The 17190-nt window shown below is 39.3% G+C and carries 11 protein-coding genes; 2 read left to right on the top strand and 9 right to left on the bottom strand.

Annotated features, from left to right (window positions below; genetic code table 11):
- Positions 1–5 precede the first annotated feature (5 nt).
- From LI164_RS05010 to LI164_RS04995, 4 genes are all read right to left on the bottom strand, one after another.
- The gene (locus LI164_RS05010; RefSeq protein WP_227086829.1) at positions 6–1688 is read right to left on the bottom strand and encodes a recombinase family protein; all 1683 of its coding nucleotides are present in this window, start codon (positions 1686–1688) and stop codon (positions 6–8) included.
- A 1-nt stretch (position 1689) separates the two neighbouring features.
- Positions 1690–3162 (bottom strand): recombinase family protein, encoded by a 1473-nt coding sequence (locus LI164_RS05005; RefSeq protein WP_227086860.1) that lies wholly within the window; start codon positions 3160–3162, stop codon positions 1690–1692.
- A 20-nt stretch (positions 3163–3182) separates the two neighbouring features.
- Positions 3183–4832, bottom strand: a complete 1650-nt coding sequence (locus LI164_RS05000) for a recombinase family protein (RefSeq protein ID WP_227086828.1) — start codon at positions 4830–4832, stop codon at positions 3183–3185.
- A gap of 136 nt (positions 4833–4968) precedes the next feature.
- A complete protein-coding gene (locus tag LI164_RS04995; protein WP_227086827.1) occupies positions 4969–5241 on the bottom strand; it encodes a DUF6870 family protein in 273 nt (90 codons plus the stop codon).
- A 360-nt stretch (positions 5242–5601) separates the two neighbouring features.
- On the opposite strand from LI164_RS04995, the gene mobC reads away from it, so the two are divergent.
- Positions 5602–5979, top strand: a complete 378-nt coding sequence (gene mobC / locus LI164_RS04990) for a plasmid mobilization relaxosome protein MobC (RefSeq protein WP_069989199.1) — start codon at positions 5602–5604, stop codon at positions 5977–5979.
- Entirely contained in the window at positions 5966–7615 is a 1650-nt protein-coding gene (locus tag LI164_RS04985) for a relaxase/mobilization nuclease domain-containing protein (protein WP_227086826.1), read from the top strand. Before mobC ends, LI164_RS04985 begins: the two co-directional genes overlap by 14 nt.
- Positions 7616–7651: 36 nt before the next feature.
- Here LI164_RS04985 and LI164_RS04980 read toward each other — a convergent pair whose 3' ends face one another.
- From LI164_RS04980 to LI164_RS16280, 5 genes are all read right to left on the bottom strand, one after another.
- A complete protein-coding gene (locus LI164_RS04980; protein WP_227086825.1) occupies positions 7652–8281 on the bottom strand; it encodes a hypothetical protein in 630 nt (209 codons plus the stop codon).
- 162 nt (positions 8282–8443) lie between these two features.
- The gene (locus LI164_RS04975; RefSeq protein ID WP_227086824.1) at positions 8444–9355 is read right to left on the bottom strand and encodes a YodL domain-containing protein; all 912 of its coding nucleotides are present in this window, start codon (positions 9353–9355) and stop codon (positions 8444–8446) included.
- The gene (locus LI164_RS04970; protein ID WP_227086823.1) at positions 9352–9609 is read right to left on the bottom strand and encodes a transposon-transfer assisting family protein; all 258 of its coding nucleotides are present in this window, start codon (positions 9607–9609) and stop codon (positions 9352–9354) included. Before LI164_RS04970 ends, LI164_RS04975 begins: the two co-directional genes overlap by 4 nt.
- The gene (locus tag LI164_RS04965; protein WP_227086822.1) at positions 9606–14426 is read right to left on the bottom strand and encodes a DUF3849 domain-containing protein; all 4821 of its coding nucleotides are present in this window, start codon (positions 14424–14426) and stop codon (positions 9606–9608) included. Before LI164_RS04965 ends, LI164_RS04970 begins: the two co-directional genes overlap by 4 nt.
- A gap of 57 nt (positions 14427–14483) precedes the next feature.
- The gene (locus LI164_RS16280) at positions 14484–17105 is read right to left on the bottom strand and encodes an SNF2-related protein (protein WP_227086859.1); all 2622 of its coding nucleotides are present in this window, start codon (positions 17103–17105) and stop codon (positions 14484–14486) included.
- Between the last annotated feature and the right edge of the window lie 85 nt (positions 17106–17190).

Genomic DNA, 17190 nt, shown 5'->3' with positions numbered 1-17190 from the left:
AATCATCACTCCAATATTTCCGTTATCTTCTGGAATACATCTGAGCATTTCATTTGTATTTCAATCATTCCCTTTGAACTGACATAAATCTTTTCTACCAGTTCATCTATCATCTTTTGATTAAAAGAACGCTCATCCAGATATTTTTCCAAATTCTTTTCTATTTCTAAAAATTCTTCTATACTTTTTTCTACAACTCGTTTCCTTGTCTGTGCTTCACGTATTCCAGTTTCCAGTTTTTCTTTTTCTTCCGTATAATGTTCCCGTAACATCCGGTATTCCTGTTCATCCAGCAAGCCTGTTGCAAAATTTTCATATAAAGTTGCACTGGTTTCCTCTGCTTTCATCAGTTTAAATTGCATATTCTGTATTCTCACACGCAAAGATACCAGCTCACCCTTGTCATAACTTCCTTCTTTCATTTTTTCAAGAAGCACCTTCCGGTCACACATTGCCTGTATCATGTTATGAATCTGATCCATAACTATAATCTTTAACAGATCTTCATGCACTTTCTGTCTGCAATATCCCGGTTTTCCATCATATTCTTTACAATAATAAAAACCTTTTCTTATACCATGGGACTGACCAAAGTTGGTATAACGCATATAGGTCATAGTCATTCCACACTCCATGCACTTGACTTTCTGAGGAAAGCTATCTACTATATCCCTCTGTCTCGCCAGTCCACGCTCCACAGATTCTTTATATTTTTCACTTGCCCGATTCCATATTCTCTGAACTTCATCAAAATCTGGTCTGGCAATGATCGACTCATGTGTATTTTCATGGATAACCCAGTCTTTCGGGTCTGTGTGATGTTCCGGCATATTTCTGTATTTTGCTCTTTTTCTTTTTCCATAAATAGTTGTACCGATATATGCCTGATTCACAAGAATTGTTTTTACTCTGTCCCCTGTCCAACGATCTGTATCTGGTATAACCATATCAAGTTCATGGGTTGCCTTATATGCATGAGGTGTCATAATATCAAGCATTTTTAAACGTTTTACTATAGCTCCTGTTCCTCGTCCCATCTGATACCATCTGAAAATTACCCGCACTATCGGAGCTGTTTCTGGATTGACTTTTAACTGATTTTCCTTTTTATCAACGGTGTATCCATATATGCTCCTTGCTATCGTGGCATCCCCTCTTTTACTTTGCATCTCAAAAGCCAGCACTTTTTTCTTGGAAGCATCTTTCGCATACATTTCATTTATCATATTTTTTACTGGCATCACGATGCTGTTTCTATCTTCTTCCCTGCTGCTGTCAAATTCATCATTAATAGAAATGAGCCTGACATTCAAACATGGAAAAATTGTTTCTATATAATAGCCTGTTTCTATAAAGTTTCTTCCAAAGCGGGACAAATCCTTTACGATAATACACTGAATCTTTCCTGTCCGCACATCTTCCATCATTCTGATAAATCCTGGTCTGTCAAAATCTGTTCCTGTATAACCATTATCTACATAAGTATCTACCAGATGATATTCTCCATGTTCTTCAACATATTGATGAAGCATCTCTATCTGTGTCTGTATCGTTTCTTCATTATCTTTTTCTACAGAAAGTCTGGCATAGACACCTGTCTCCAACTGCGGTCCTGTTATGATTTCCGGTGTCATCATCTCCTGCTTCTTTTCAATAATGTTATTATTTCTTCTGCTCTTTCGTGCCATCTTATGCCTCCTCAAACCATTCTTCAGGTAACATTTCTTTCCATTCCCGGTTTTTAAACTGTACCTCTATTTTTTCATATCGAAAAGATTCCACCCGGTCTATCCATCTCTTTACATCTGGTCTGGTAATCTCTTCCGGAATCACCATTTCAGAAAACATTTCTATCCATGGATTATTTTTGCTGAAACACTTTTCTATCTTTTTGATTTCTTCCAGATAAAATTCCAGTTTTTCATCGCACTCCATAAATTCCTGCACATTAATCTCTTTTTGCATCTCATATTCATCTTCTGAAATCTCTCCTGCTATCATCTGGTTGTAAAGTGGCAGGTTCTTTTCTTCTACAGAAAGCATTTTCTGAAAAACTTTTTGAGCAGATGCTTTTACTTTCTGAATCTTTTTAACCTTTTCTTCTTCCCACATCTGGCTTCCAATCATCCCTGTAATTTTTCTGGCGATCTGATTTTCATTTACGAGAATTTCATAAACAGCCTGATACACTTCCTCAAAAGAAATATTACCTCTCTCATAAGATATTTCTGCCGGCTTTGGATAACTCAGGCGAAATACTCTTATCTTCAATCTCTGATGTGGATATAATTTTAACGGTATGCCGGATTCTTTATCAAAAATTCTACCGGAAAACGGATTTAATTTCCCAAGACCCAGATTTTTTTTATTAATGCTCCTGTGAGTAAGTGATTTTTGTGCTTTCTGAAAAAGTTCCATATCCACCACCATTGGGCAGGAGAACATTTGCTTCTTTCCATCTATCGTCCGTTCCCATTCACCGATATACTGACGGTTATATAAGATTCTTTTTATCTGATCCCGTTTCCATGCAGCATGTTCATCTTTAATTTTTCTTCCCCACAACTTGTTAACATAATTTCCAGAGGATTCTATTTTTTCTTCGGTAAGGATTTTAGCTATTTCTGAGCAAGACTGTCCCTCACTTGACAAACGAAAGATTCTTCTTACTATTTCTGCAGGTTCCGGATCTATTTCAAGTTCCATCTTCCCATCCTTATATCGAAAACCATATTTATAATATTTCTTGGTTTCATTGAACTTTCTCATGTCCTCTGTTACCAATTTATCTTTATACTCTTTTGCTTTCCTGTCCAGATACACAACAGCTTCCTGTTCCGTCACATCCAAAGAACAAAAATCGTCTTCCACCACTGCAATCTGTAATCCGGCCGGAAGAAACATACTTTTAAAAAGCTCTGCCGCTACATTAGAATTTCTTCCACAGCGAAACATAGAATCTATCACTAAGCAGTCAAACTGTCTTCCCATAGCATCCTGCTTCATCTGAAGATATGCAGTTTCTTCAAATTCTTCTTTTTTCCTGTCAGAATATTTTTTTACCAGCTTCCATTTTCTCTGTTTTATATATTCCTGTATTCTCTCATTCTGCTGACTGATAATATCATTCGGAATTTCTCCCTTCTCCATACAGGAAACCATCCTCGTATAACTCGCACATCTCATAAGCTCCCAGCCTTTCTTTCCGTTTCATTCTCATGCATTGCTGCACACTCTACAAATTCTGCGATTTCATCTTCATAGTTAAAATGAATTTCTATCCTATCAGTGCCATATACAATAATTCTGTCAATCAATATTGCTATTACTTTCCGATTCAGAGATTCGATATTATGATACTTCTTAAATTCTTCTACCCATTGCTGTGTACACATTTCATTGGACAGCATTCTTTTTCTCTTTTCTTCCAGCTCATGCCTTGTGTTTTTCGCCGTCTCGATTTTTTTTGAAAATGTCTGTTTAATATCCCGGTATTCTTCCCTTGAAATGATTCCATCTGTCATGTCTTCATAAAGATTATTTTTTAGTTCTTCATATTTCTGCATTTCTTTATAAAGCGTTTTTATCTGTGTATCAAGCATCTTCACTCCAAATTGCTGCTGAGGAATGTCTTCAATCTGAGAAAGGATATTGTCCGCTCTGACAATCAAGGCAATCTGATTTCTGACTGCTTCCAGAACTATCTTCTTCAATTTAATATCACTGATATTATTCGAGCTGCATCCTTCTCCACGTTTATAAGTTGAACAATGGTAATAGAAGTAGCGTTTTCCTTTTTTCTTTACACTCCGGCGTACCATATTTTGCCCACAGTCTCCACATCGGAGCAGACCGGAAAACACATAAATGCTTTCTTCCTCTGGTGATGTTCTTGTATCTAATGCCATCAGCCTTTGTACAGTTTCAAAAACTTCTCTGGAAATGATCGGCTCATGTGTCCCTTCTACTCTAATCCAGTTCTCCGGTTCTATCATCTGACACGCTTTGACTTTGTAGTTAATCTTTCTCGTCTTTCCCTGCACCATCGTTCCGGTATAAAGTTCATTTTTCAAGATTCTGAGAACTGTTCCGGCATCCCACTTCGGATTCTTTCCTGCTCTGAAACCATTGTTATAATTGATTCCACATGAACGCTTGTATTCGGTTGGTATCAACACACCCATGTCTGACAAATCAGCCGCAATATTCTGTGCGCTGAATCCATCCAGCTTCATATTAAAAATTGTCCGCACAATCTCTGCGGCATACTCGTCTATGACCAGATGGTTTTTGTTGTCCGGATCTTTTTTATACCCATAGCAGGCATAGTTACTGATAAACTGTCCCCGCTTTCTTTTCACATCAAACTGACTTCGGATTTTAATTGAGATGTCCCTGCAATAAGCATCATTTATAAGATTCTTAAAAGGAACTATGATTTGATCTGCATCGTTCTCCGTATCAGCACTGTCGTAATGATCGTTCACTGCTATAAAACGAATACCAAGCACCGGAAATATTTTTTCCAAATACCGCCCTGTTTCAATGTAGTTTCGTCCCAGTCTGGAAAGGTCTTTTACGATGATACAGTTAATCTTATGTTCCTTTGCATCTTCAAGCATCTTCTGAAAACCCGGACGCTCAAAATTTGCACCACTATATCCATCGTCAATATACTCTTTGACCAGTGTTATATCATTATGCTGATTTGCGAAGTCACGAAGCAGACTTCTTTGATTGCGGATACTGTCACTTTCCACTTTATCTCCATCATCTCTGGAAAGTCGCAGATATACCGCAGCTAAATATGAATTTTGACTTTTAAAATACATAAAGCCATCAACCTCCTAATCTACTAGCCTTATAGCTGTAAACCAGAAAATTCATGGCTCTTTGAATACTCTTTAAATTTTGACCCACATCCATATTAACATAACTTCTGGTTCTTTGCCACATCTTTTTTTATTTTTATAATTTTTTTTCTGACATGATGCATCTGCTCAGACATTCTTCCAAAGTATCTCTGCCTGCAAAACTAATCTTTACTATCACCCCATTTGACAGATAACAATACGGATTTTTAATCTGCCGGATATAATCTTCCAGTCTTTCCCTATCTGAAAGTTCTGTATGAATCTGCACATCTTCTGCTGATACAAGGGATTCTTTCTCTACAGTATGAATATCTATCTGTGCCATTTCCTTTAATTGAGCCGCTGTTGGTAATCTTTTCTGCGTCATTTTCCAACCTCCATTTTTTTGTCTTCTACTAATTGCAAGTTTCAGAGGGTGTTTGGTCGGCACTTTTTTAACTTTTTTTATTTTTCACCGTCATTTCATAGCTTCAAACTGACTATTAGTGAGGGAATTTCTCTCTTAGAGCAAGTTTCGCAACGTAGCCCAATAACCCTTACAGGCTCATCGGTCACTTGCAACTTGATGGGGATTCCGTTTCCCCATACCCTCGGCTACTATCAAAAGCAGACGTATTGGTTCCCATGTACATGGTCACAGCAGGATGAATTTTCATCCTTTGTCATCACAGACTTCTGTGAATGTTTCTTCCTGTATTCGGAACCGTACAGCAGAAAGGAAAAGAATATGACAAGACCGAAAAAAGACGAACAGACCGTCCGCAGTAACAGCATCCATATTCGCATGAACGATACGGAGTATGAACTTTTACAGGAGCGAGCCAGTGCCGTCAACATGAGCATGGCTGAATTTATACGAAATGCTCTGGACAATCAGCAGGTAACAATCAAATATGAACTTGTTGCTGATGTTCCGGAAATAAAAAAACTGATCGGAGAATTTGGCAAGATTGGTAGCAACCTCAATCAGATTGCCCGATATTTTAACCAAGGTGGAATCATATCGGCAGAAATGCGTGGGGAAATAAAGAAATGTATACGGGATATTTATGAAATGAAATATGAAGTAATGAAGATGGCAGGTGATTTTCGTGGCAGTGATTAAACATATCGCAAGTAAAAATGCAGACTATGGAGAATCTGAACGGTATCTTATTTTTCAACACAACGAATATACCCAAAAACCTGTCTTGGATGAAAACGGACACATGATTCTCCGGGATGAGTATTATCTGGATGGACTAAACTGTGATCCATTTACTTTTGCTTCTGAATGTCAGGAACTGAACAGCTATTACCATAAAAATCAGAACTTCAACGAGATTAAATCTCATCACTACATTATCAGTTTTGACCCGAAAGATAGGGATGAATGTGGATTGACCGGTGAACGGGCACAGCAGCTTGGCTTAACTTTTGCAAAGAAAAACTTTCCCGGTCACCAGGCTTTAATCTGTACACATACAAATGGACACAACGAAAGCGGCAACATCCATATTCACATCGTAATCAACAGTATCCGGAAATATGATGTACCAGAAGAACCATTCATGGAATATGCCTGTGAATCAAAAGCTGGCTATAAGCATCATCTAAGCACAGCCTACCTTGCCCATTTAAAACAAGAAGTTATGGATATGTGCCAAAAAGAGGGATTGCATCAAGTTGATCTGCTCACTCCTGCTGAAAGAAAAATCACAGAAAAAGAATACTGGGCACAACGCCGGGGACAGGAAAAACTTGATAAGCTCAACCAGAAGATGCGTGAAGATGGGATTACCCCAAAAGAAACGAAATACCAGACAGAGAAGCAATTTCTCCGGGATGCGATTGACAATGCTGCAGGTATCGCAAAATCTCCGGAAGAATTTTCAAAAATCCTTGAAGGAAAGTATCGTATTATTTTCAAAATTAGTCGAGGACGTTACAGTTACCTTCACCCTGACCGTAAAAAATATGTTACTGGCAGAAATCTTGGAACCAGATATGAAGAAGATTTTCTCATGAAAACATTTATGGAAAATACAAAATCTCTCTCCAAAAAGGAAGAGAACGTCCAGGAACAAGCTGTTTCGGATACCGCTACCAATTTACAGCAGGCACTTTCTTCCGATTCATCTCAGATTTCTGTTCCATTCATTTTCATAAAATCGGATCTCCGGCTTGTGATAGATTTACAGACCTGTATCAAAGCACAGCAGAGCGAAGCCTATGCTCAAAAAGTAAAACTGACGAATCTGAAACAGATGGCTCAGACCGTTGCCTATATACAGGAACATGGGTATGACACCAGAGCAGATTTTAATGCTGCTCTTACAAATGCAGAAAGCCAAACCAGCCTTGCCCGTAAAAAGATGAAAGATACCGAACAACAACTCAAAAATGTCAACGAGCAGATTCATTTTACAGGACAGTACCTTGCCTACAAAGACCTCTATGCTCAGTACCGCAAAAGCCGCAACCGTAATAAATTTTATGAGGAGCATAAAGCGGAACTCTCTCTTTACGAAACCGCTTTGCGTGTTCTGAAAGAAAAATCCAATGGTCAGAAACTTCCTTCCATAAAATCCCTCTACACCGAAAAAGACCGGCTCACAGAACTGCGTGAAGTACAACGAGCCGATTTTTACAGCCATCGTGATCAGGAACGGGAACTGAGGACTGTAGATGCGAATATTGATATGATTCTTGGGAAGAAGCCTGAGCATGGACAGGTGCAAGAAAAATCTCAGCATTTATAAGATAAAATGTGGGCAAATTTACACTTGCCCACATTTTTATGCCACACAATTATTATCTCTTGAAAATTCATCTAAGGTTTCTTTTATTTGTTCTATATAATCTCCTTGCAATAAATTATACTCTGATACAACAGCATAATTTATATCCATCTGCCCCAATAAGCTGAGTATCACTTGAATAAGATTATATAAAATCATCTGATGATTAAAAATAAATGTACAAAATTGAATTCTTCCGTAATGAGTACAATAGTTTCTTTGCGACCGAAATTTTAATAATATCTCTTTATCGCTGTTTGATATTTTCTTTTTCCGAGATAATAATTTTAACGCTTGGTCGTATTCTTTATCAGTTACATTTCTATTTTTCTGTTTTGAGTCTGTGTGTATACGCCAATAATCTAAAGCATATGATAATGTTTCAAACACTGTTAATGTATATCCAAATACTTTGTATGCCAACTGTTCCATCGCAGCCTCAAAACTGTTTACATAAGGATTGATCATATAATTTCTTGAATAAAAATTATATGCATTTGCATCTGTATATACCCGACATATCCAACCATATTCCCACATGTATGATTTAATATTATTCATAAAATTATCTCTAAGTTTCAAAACATTGCTGAAATTTTCTTCTAATGATTCTGGTTTGTAATACATTTTATCACTCTCCTAACCAAATCAAACAAATTTTATTGTTTCCTATAGACCAGTTTTTCTATATTTATGGAGCATATTATAGCAAATCTTTTATATCTTGTCTTGCTTTTTTCAACAAAAATGGCCCTGCCACATATGTAGCAAGACCACTTCTTTCAAATACTATTTTTTCTTCCTCTCCATATCCTCCGTCATCGCTTTCTGCTGCGTCTGTTTCTTCCCCTGCTTTGCGACTTTCTTCTGGTTGAGCCGGAGCTTGACAAGTACGGATTCTCTTGGTTTATCTTTATCTTTTACCTTGCGGACATTGTTCATCAGTCCGTCGATCATGTTGTAGTTGGCTTCTTCTGCCATCTCTGCACTGCGGAGATATTCTCCATTGTCCATGATCTTCTGCCAGTTTTCCAGCTCTGGTTCTTTTCTCTTTTGTTGTAGTGGTTGTTCCTGTCCGATTGGTGTTACTGTTTGTTGCTGTGGCGATGTTTCCTGTTCTTTCTCTTCCTGCTGTTTTAAGAAACTCTGAATTTTCTCTCTTGCCTCTGCATCGAGTCCGTTATAGTTATCATTCATAACAACAGCACCATCATCACTGAGAACCACATAGGCAGTTCTCGGTCCGTATTCTTCGTGTTCCATCAGGAACCATTTTCTTTCATTCATCAAAATGTAATCGACAACCTGCCATGTTCCTTTTTTCTTTTCGATGGTATATCCTTTTGTATCAACATCCAGCTTTGTATCTGAAGAATTTTTTATCTGGAAGAAATCCGAAACAATGATAAATCCATCTTTATCTACATAGTAAGCTGTCGTTTTTCCATCGTCCGTAAGAACAATGACATCACTGCATCCAACAGAGTGCCCCTTAAAGTTCTTCGGTCGCTGTTTCTGCAAGCGTGTTTTTATATCCGCCGGAGTTTCCCCCGGCTGGATTCTTCCAATATATACCTGCTGATAATTTTCTGCCCTGACCTCTTTTCCTTCACTTTTTAATTTGGCATAAGAACGGAAACGGACATTTCTGTACTCTGGTGCTTCTTTCACCTGATATACTGCACACTGACTTGTATTCATGCTTCACTCTCCTCCATCAACTCTAAATCTTCTTTATACTCTTCCAAATCCATAAGAAAAACCTCATAGCCTTCATCGCTCATGCAGAACAGTTTTCTTATTGTTTCGCAGACCAGCATAATCATTTCCGAATCTCCTGCAAGAAATGGTATGACCCGGTCGATTGCTTCCATCGTATCAATTCGGTTGCCCTGATCGAGCATTGCAGTCACGATACATTCTTCCATATCAAAATTCATAGACATATCCATCATAATTCCATATCTCCCTTCTTATGTTCATTGGTTTTTTCTTTTGCTTTTTCCTGTGCTTTTACTCTTGCCTGATAGTCTTTTAAAGACTGCAGAACAGATTTTTTAATGCTTCCTGGTTCTCTTGTTACTTTCTTCTCTGCATTTTTTTCAACATCTATGTTTTTCCCTGACTGGTTTTCGGATAATTCTTCCGTAATCTCTGCCTGCTTATTCTTTTTATCTGCAAGATATTTTTCCATATCATTGATTGCTTTCTGTACCAATGGGCTTTCCTTATAATGCGGAATCATATCTATCAGTTCCCTGTCTACTCTATCCCAGCTCATCAGTTCGTATTCTCCAGAATAATCTTCATCCCCATCCTGCAGATCAAAGCCAATACCTTTGCCTCCATGCATTCGTTCTGCCGGAATACTTTCATAAATTTTAATCGCTTCTTCTAGCGTGAGATTATTATGGTATTCCCCCATGACCGGGAACTCCATGCACTCTGCTACATAAAAAGTAATCGTAGCTTCTGGCTGTTCCTGTTCTGGTCGTCTGGTAAAGATAGAAAGGGTTTCTGCTTTTTCCAGACGGGAAAGCAGTGAACGGGCAGTTATCACATCACTGTCTATATCAGATTCTTCCGATACTTCAATCAGCCAGTCCTTTAAACACCCTGTTTTCTTATTCAAAATGTCCTCTGTGATTTTCTCTATCTGTTCTTCCCTGTTCTCAACGGTATCTTTATATTCGTAAGTATCATATTCATAGCTGAAATTATCTAAATCCACTGCCAGCTTTTTGATCTCCTGCTGCTCAAGATAGGCTTCGGACTCCCTCATATACTCTGCCAGAGTAATTCTTTCTTCTGCGATAGGATTGATGTCTACCTTAATACCTGCCATTGCTATACCATGAGCATTTAATTCATTGAAGAAACTATCCTCCCGGATATTGCCACGATAAGAAAGCACTACATCAAGATCAGAATCATCTCTGTAAAGTTCCTCTCTGCTTCTGGAACCATGCACCCTTGCAGCAAGCAGCTCTACTTCATTTTCCAGTCCCATCTCTTCCAGAATACCCTGTGCGTGATACAAGACACCCCGTTCCACTTCTGCCCTGCTCAGACCATTTAATGCTACTTCATCTCTTCCAATCTCAGAAGTCGCACGAAGCTCACCTGCCTGCAATAAGTCTTTGGAATGTTGGATGGTCATTGCCTCAAATTCTTTATAATCCACTTTGATGCACTCCATATCATCCATTCTTTCACTTTTCAGGATTTCATAAGTAGCTTTCTGAATAGATATATCCGGATTATCGTAATCCCTTTCATTAATTTCATGCAAATCAGAATCATAGAAAATGTAAAAATAACCTTCTTCCGTTGCCTGTACAGTCAGATACCCTTTACTCTTAGTAAACTGCATGGCGATTCCCTCACAGGTATCCACTGCTCTTTCCCTGTCATAGTCCTCAAAAATACTTGGAGGACAATTCTTTAATAACTGTGCCAGCTGCATCTGCCGTTCGCCTGCTTCTTCCACTTCTGCCATCAAATCCTCATAATCAACGGAAACTGCATTTTCCAGGGACATATCTTCATCTTCCAGAATATCTTCCATTGCCTGCCGCATAGAAACATCAGGATTATCATAAGCACCACCGTCAATCTCATCATAATCCAAAGCATAAAAAGTATAATCATAACCTTCCTCTGTTCTCTGGATTGTAAAATACCTATCGCCAATCTTATATGCCAGTTCATCCGGTTCCAGTTCCGGCATAAGTCCTTCCACAGAAATTCCTTTCTCCTGCAGATATTCTGAAATAGCTTCCAATGCTCCCGCATCATACCCATTCCAGAGATCTTCTGCGACAAGCTGACCATGTTCCGATACGATAATCCCTGCCACATCTGAACCATACTCATCATGTTCCATGAAGAAGAACTTCTCCCCTGCATACTCTCTTTCATCTCCTATATGCCAGGTTCCCGCATGTCCATCTGCTTCAAATCCTCTGGTATCTGCTGTAATGGTGACTTCCGCTTCATCCAATGTCTGTTCAATCTTCTGCATACGGATCTCTGCTCTTGCCATATCAATAAATCCATCTAACACCGCCGGGTGGCTTTCTATCACATAATCCTGATTCAGATTCTTTCCCTGATTGATATTTTCCGGGATTTCGATATGCTCTGCCCAGTCTTTGTTCTGTCTGGAAAATCTGCCGTCATAAGAAAGTTCCCGGAGCGTATTTGCCATAACAAACGTCATACGTTCTTCTCCAAACTGTTCCAGCACTTGCGTTGCTGCATCTTCCTCTAAATGCAGTCCGTCAAATTTTAATGCGATTGCTTCCTCGATTGCTTTCTTACAATCAATATTTAACTTTCTGGAATCCAGATAAGCATCTACATCCCGTTCTTCCATTGCCTGAGCAAGTGTTCCTTTATAGACTGGTGGATAGGCTCTGGTGTGATTATTTTCCAGTATCTCTATTCTCTGCTGTACAAAGTCCGGAAGTTCCTCAAAGCCGAAAGAATCGACATAATAAGCCTTTGTTTCCGCCGTCCGGTTTATAACTATGACATCGCTTACCGATAAGGAATGTCCATGAAAATCGTTTGGGCGGTTGATATTAAATCTCTCAAAAATATCATCTAATGTGATCGTTGGTGTCCATGGAGCCGCATACACCATCTTGTAGTCTTTTCCCTCAATGGTATAGCCTAATTTTTGAGCCGATTCAATCCCCATAAACTGATAAGTATGCTCTCCACCTGTATCCATCTGATAGATTGCAAAACGACCGCTTTCTCCATGAAGAAGTAAAGTTTCGTCAATCTTTTCTGCACTATCCTGTTCCAGTTTTTCCTGTCTGGCTATCGCTGCTTCTCTTTCTTTATGTACTTCCCATTCCGTTTCCGTAATACCAAAGATACCATCATGCCCCAGGATCGCATTTTCTGTTTCTGCAAGAATCTGTCCTGCCTGTTCTGGATGATCTGGATTTCCATTTAAGATAAAAACTTCTGCACCTTCTCGATACAGTTCTACTGCCCTGTTTTTTTCAAGAGGATACATGTGTTCCAGTCGGATTCCTGCTTCGTGCATTTCTGTAAAACCAATCCTTCCATCTGGAAAGTTATCAATCTGTTTCTCTGTCTCATGCACAAGACTTCTCATAACTTCACTTCGGTCACCCCGATTCGCTGTCAGCATACGGTTTACCAGTCCCAAAACTTCGTCCCGGTCATCCATCTTATAAGCAAAATTTACGATAAGATTTCTTTGTGATTCCGTAAAATTCTCATGGCTGGCGGTTTCTGCGGCTTCAATCAGTCTATGGGCATACTGCATGGTACCTTCTCTTTCTTCTGGAAGCTCTTTGGTTGGAAAATTTGCTCTTGCTGCCTGAATCACTTCATGTACTAAGTTTGTACCGGCTTCATCATAAGACTCCCGCATATCCCAAACCAGATCATTCAGTCTTTCTAACTGTCCGGGAAAGGTTTCTGCATATTCAGATACAAATGCTTTCTCTTCTTCTGTAAAAATCGTTCTCGGAAATTCTGCTTTTTCCACCAGCATTTCTGCCTGTTCTTTCGGTGTCAGCTCTGAAAAATAAGCACTGCCTGTATCTGCATCATACGCTGCATCAAAAAAGTGAATCGGATAATTTTCTCCCACTCCATCACTTGCATACAATACTGTGATTGCTGCACCTCTGTCCTCCAAAAATTCTTTCAAAGATTTCTCATCCCCAGTGATTTCTTTCTGCTCCAGCCGCCTGACATATTCCCTCACGTTCTCCTGCAACTGTTCTGCTGTCATGTTCTCAACCAGATCATACGAATATTCTGAACCCATGCTGCCTGAAAGATGCAGAATCACATCCTCTCTATGGAATGTTTCTCTGATTGGTCTTTCCATTTCCAACTCATGCATCTTTGTTTCAATATTTTCAATAATTCCCGCTGAAGTTTTTCGGATGGTATCCATAGACGCTTTCAGTGTTTTCATGTTCTGACTTTCACACCAGCTTGCAATATAAGTAAAAGAATATTCCGAAGTATCCAGTCCAAAATGACTACATACAATATAAGCAATACTTTCTGCTTCTACTTCTTTGGCTGTCTTTCCTTTTATAATGCCATCTGCATCCATTACATCATTGTCATGCAGAATTGCATGGGCAACTTCATGGACACCGGTTTTCATGGACTGGAGATTACTCATTCCTGTTTTAATCGCAATATATTTTTCTGTCTGATGATAATAGCCTTTTGCCTCCCCGTCTATTTCCATAAACCGTACTGGTACCGGTGAAATATCCTGCAATGCTTCCATAAAAATATCATAAAACTGCACGCTTCCTGTCAGCTCCGGTACATCCAGTTCTGCAATCGGTTCTCCTTCTGTCTGGCTGACATCAAATACTGTCGCTACCCGAAATCTTGGGATTACCATTTCTACAATCTCTGTTTCCGGCTGTCCATCCTCGCCAATGATTGGTTCCTGTGTATCTGGATCAATCTTTTCTATTTCCTGTTTTTCTTTTACTGGCGTCGGTGCAATAATCTGGATTCCTTTTTCCCCCCGTTTTACATGACGGTTAAATTTCTTCTGCCATGCCTGATAGCCTGCCACCAGTGTCGCATCCGGTTTCTGCATCGTAATCAGAAGAGTATTGTTGAAACTATAATTATGAAATTTTGACATCGTATCCAGATATTCTGTATAACGCTCTGATGTAAAAATTTCCTTTACTCCCTGTTCCAGACGCTCTGTGATTTCTTTTAATTTTTTATCTGTTTCTGCCATAGTTTGTCCTCCAATTTTGAATTTATCCCGCCAGAAAGTTCTCTGACGGGACATTGTTTATAACTCCTGCTCGTAATTTTTCTTTGGTTTCGCTGTACCAGTCTGCTCCGGTGCAAGCTGTCTTGCCTTTTCCTGTTTCAGACGTTCCAGTATGGACGGCTTATGAACCTTGTCTGCTGTTTCCTGCAGATTCCTGTCTGCATCCTGGACTTCTTCCTTTCTCGAATCATCTCTGTCTGGAATCTTTTCTGTACCAATATCCTCATCTGCCAGAATTGTTTCATTCCCTTTTTCATCCATGTTGAGCAAAGCATTTAACTCCGATAAACGCTCCATTTTCTCATTCAGTTCCGTTTCTTTCGGAAATGGCTTTTTTACTTCTTCCTGTGCTGTTGCAAGCTGCTGTTGTACTGTTTCCAACTTTTGCTCACTCTCTGCCAGTTTCTTATCAATCGAAGAAAGGGCATTATGAATACGCTGGATATTTCCCAAAGGGTCTTTTCCTATTTCAATTTTGTAAGAACATTTTCCCTTTATGGTCAATTCAAAGGAATTTGCAAACAGGTTATATGATGCAGATAAAGTAAATCTATGGTACTCTCCGACTTTTCCTCCTGTGGTGACTGCCTTTAATCCTGCACAGGCAGCTATCATAGCTTCGCCTGCTTCTTTTTTGTCTGTATAGGCAACATTCCCTATATTCATAGAAAAGCTGTCATTATCCTGCAGATCAACATTCTTTATCACACTGACATCAGACTGCATTCCGGCAATCCTCTCTTTCAATGCACTGATCTGAACTGGATAGTTCTTTGCAATATCTGATTCCAGACGATAAATCTGACTGGTGTGGTTAGCCTTCAAGAGCTTTAATTTACTGACTTGAACATCCAGATCCATTTTTTCTTTTATATAAGGATTTCCTGTTGCAAGGGCTTTGATCTCTGCATACGAAAGTGCAGTATCATCCACATCTTCACACGCCCTGACTGGTGACTTACTGGTCATAATCTGAGAAATAAACTTCTGTTTATTTTCCAAAATCTGCCACATGTACGCATCAAACGTATTCTCTGTTACATAACGGAATATCTTAACTGTCTCATTCAGGTTTCCCTGTCGTAAAATTCGTCCCTCCTGCTGCTCCAGATCAGATGGCTTCCAGGGGCAATCCAGATGATGCAGAGCAATGAGCCTGTCTTGCACGTTGGTACCTGCACCGAGTTTTGGAGTGGAACCCATCAGGATTCTTACCTGACCTGCTCTCACTTTTGCGAATAATTCTGCTTTTTTTACTTCTGTGTTGTACTCATGGATAAATGCAATCTCTTCCTTTGGGATTCCTTTTTCTGTCAGTTTGTTTCGTACATCATCATAGACATTAAAAGTTCCATCCCCTTTTGGAGTAGATAAGTCACAAAAAATCAACTGTGTTGTTTTCTGCTCTTTTCCTTCCTCCCATACCTGAAAGGCATTTTCTACGCAGGTGTTGACTTTGCTTTTTTCCGCATCTGGAAGAAGCTCATTCAATAATCTCTGGTCAAGGGCACATTTTCTTCCGTCATTGGTAATCTTGAGCATATTGTCCTCTGTAGGATTTACCATTCCTGCCCTTACTGATTCTGCACGTTCTGAAAATGCTGCTACCATATCCTGCTGTTCTTCACTTGGTTTTAATACCTCATTAATAAACTCTGCATCCGGCACTGGAAGATTTAACATATCAGAAGTCTGAATATCTGCAGCTTCTTTAAAAATTGAAATCAACTCCGGAAGATTGAAAAAACGGGCAAATCGTGTTTTTGCACGATAGCCCGTTCCTTCCGGTGATAATTCGATTGCGGTTACTGTCTCCCCGAACGTTGCCGCCCATGAATCAAAGTGTCCCATTCCCATACGCATCAATGTATCATACTGGAGATAACGCATGATAGTATAAAGTTCGGTCATACTATTTGACACTGGAGTTCCCGTCGCAAAAACAATTCCACGCCCGCCTGTCAGTTCATCCATATAACGGCATTTCATAAACATATCCGAACTTTTCTGTGCGTCCGTCTGTGAAATACCTGCAACATTTCTCATTTTTGTATACAAAAAAAGGTTCTTAAAGTTGTGGCTCTCATCTACAAAGAGCCTGTCTACGCCTAACTGTTCAAAGGTTACTACATCATCCTTCCTTGTCTGATCATTTAATCTCTGCAGTTTTGCCTGCAATGATTTTTTTGTTTTTTCCATCTGTTTTACACTGTAATTCTGTCCTGCTTCCCTGCCAGCTTCTTCAATAGAAAAGGTAATATCCTCTATCTGCTGCTCCAACATGGCAATCTGACGTTCCCTTGAAAGAGGGATTTTCTCAAATTGTGTATGCCCGATAATTACAGCATCATAATCCCCTGTCGCAATACGGGAACAGAAACGTTTACGGTTTGCCGGTTCAAAATCTTTCTTAGTTGCTACCAGAATATTCGCTCCCGGATACAGACGTAAGAAATCACTGCCCCACTGCTCTGTCAGATGATTTGGCACAACATAAAGATTCTTTTGCGATAGTCCAAGACGTTTTGCTTCCATACCCGCAGCGATCATTTGAAAAGTTTTCCCAGCTCCTACACAATGTGCAAGCAAAGTATTATTTCCATATAAAATGTGAGCCACTGCATTTTTCTGATGTGACATTAACGTGATTTCCGGATTCATTCCCTCGAACTGAATATGACTGCCATCGTATTCTCTCGGACGGATACTATTGAAACGCTCATTG

Origin of the sequence: Dorea sp. 210702-DFI.3.125 (assembly GCF_020560945.1) — a bacterium.
In the GTDB taxonomy this organism is placed as follows: Bacteria; Bacillota; Clostridia; order Lachnospirales; family Lachnospiraceae; genus Dorea; species Dorea formicigenerans.
The sequence above is the reverse complement of the archived record's forward strand: the minus strand, read 5'-3'. Positions and strand labels throughout refer to the sequence as shown.

Bases quoted from the DNA above. Each gene is read 5' to 3' on its own strand.
- LI164_RS05010 (WP_227086829.1), bottom strand. From the start codon at position 1,688: ATGGCACGAAAGAGCAGAAGAAATAATAACATTATTGAAAAGAAGCAG.
- LI164_RS05005 (WP_227086860.1), bottom strand. From the start codon at position 3,162: ATGGTTTCCTGTATGGAGAAGGGAGAAATTCCGAATGATATTATCAGT.
- LI164_RS05000 (WP_227086828.1), bottom strand. From the start codon at position 4,832: ATGTATTTTAAAAGTCAAAATTCATATTTAGCTGCGGTATATCTGCGA.
- LI164_RS04995 (WP_227086827.1), bottom strand. From the start codon at position 5,241: ATGACGCAGAAAAGATTACCAACAGCGGCTCAATTAAAGGAAATGGCA.
- mobC (WP_069989199.1), top strand. From the start codon at position 5,602: ATGACAAGACCGAAAAAAGACGAACAGACCGTCCGCAGTAACAGCATC.
- LI164_RS04980 (WP_227086825.1), bottom strand. From the start codon at position 8,281: ATGTATTACAAACCAGAATCATTAGAAGAAAATTTCAGCAATGTTTTG.
- LI164_RS04975 (WP_227086824.1), bottom strand. From the start codon at position 9,355: ATGAATACAAGTCAGTGTGCAGTATATCAGGTGAAAGAAGCACCAGAG.
- LI164_RS04970 (WP_227086823.1), bottom strand. From the start codon at position 9,609: ATGATGGATATGTCTATGAATTTTGATATGGAAGAATGTATCGTGACT.
- LI164_RS04965 (WP_227086822.1), bottom strand. From the start codon at position 14,426: ATGGCAGAAACAGATAAAAAATTAAAAGAAATCACAGAGCGTCTGGAA.
- LI164_RS16280 (WP_227086859.1), bottom strand. From the start codon at position 17,105: ATGTCACATCAGAAAAATGCAGTGGCTCACATTTTATATGGAAATAAT.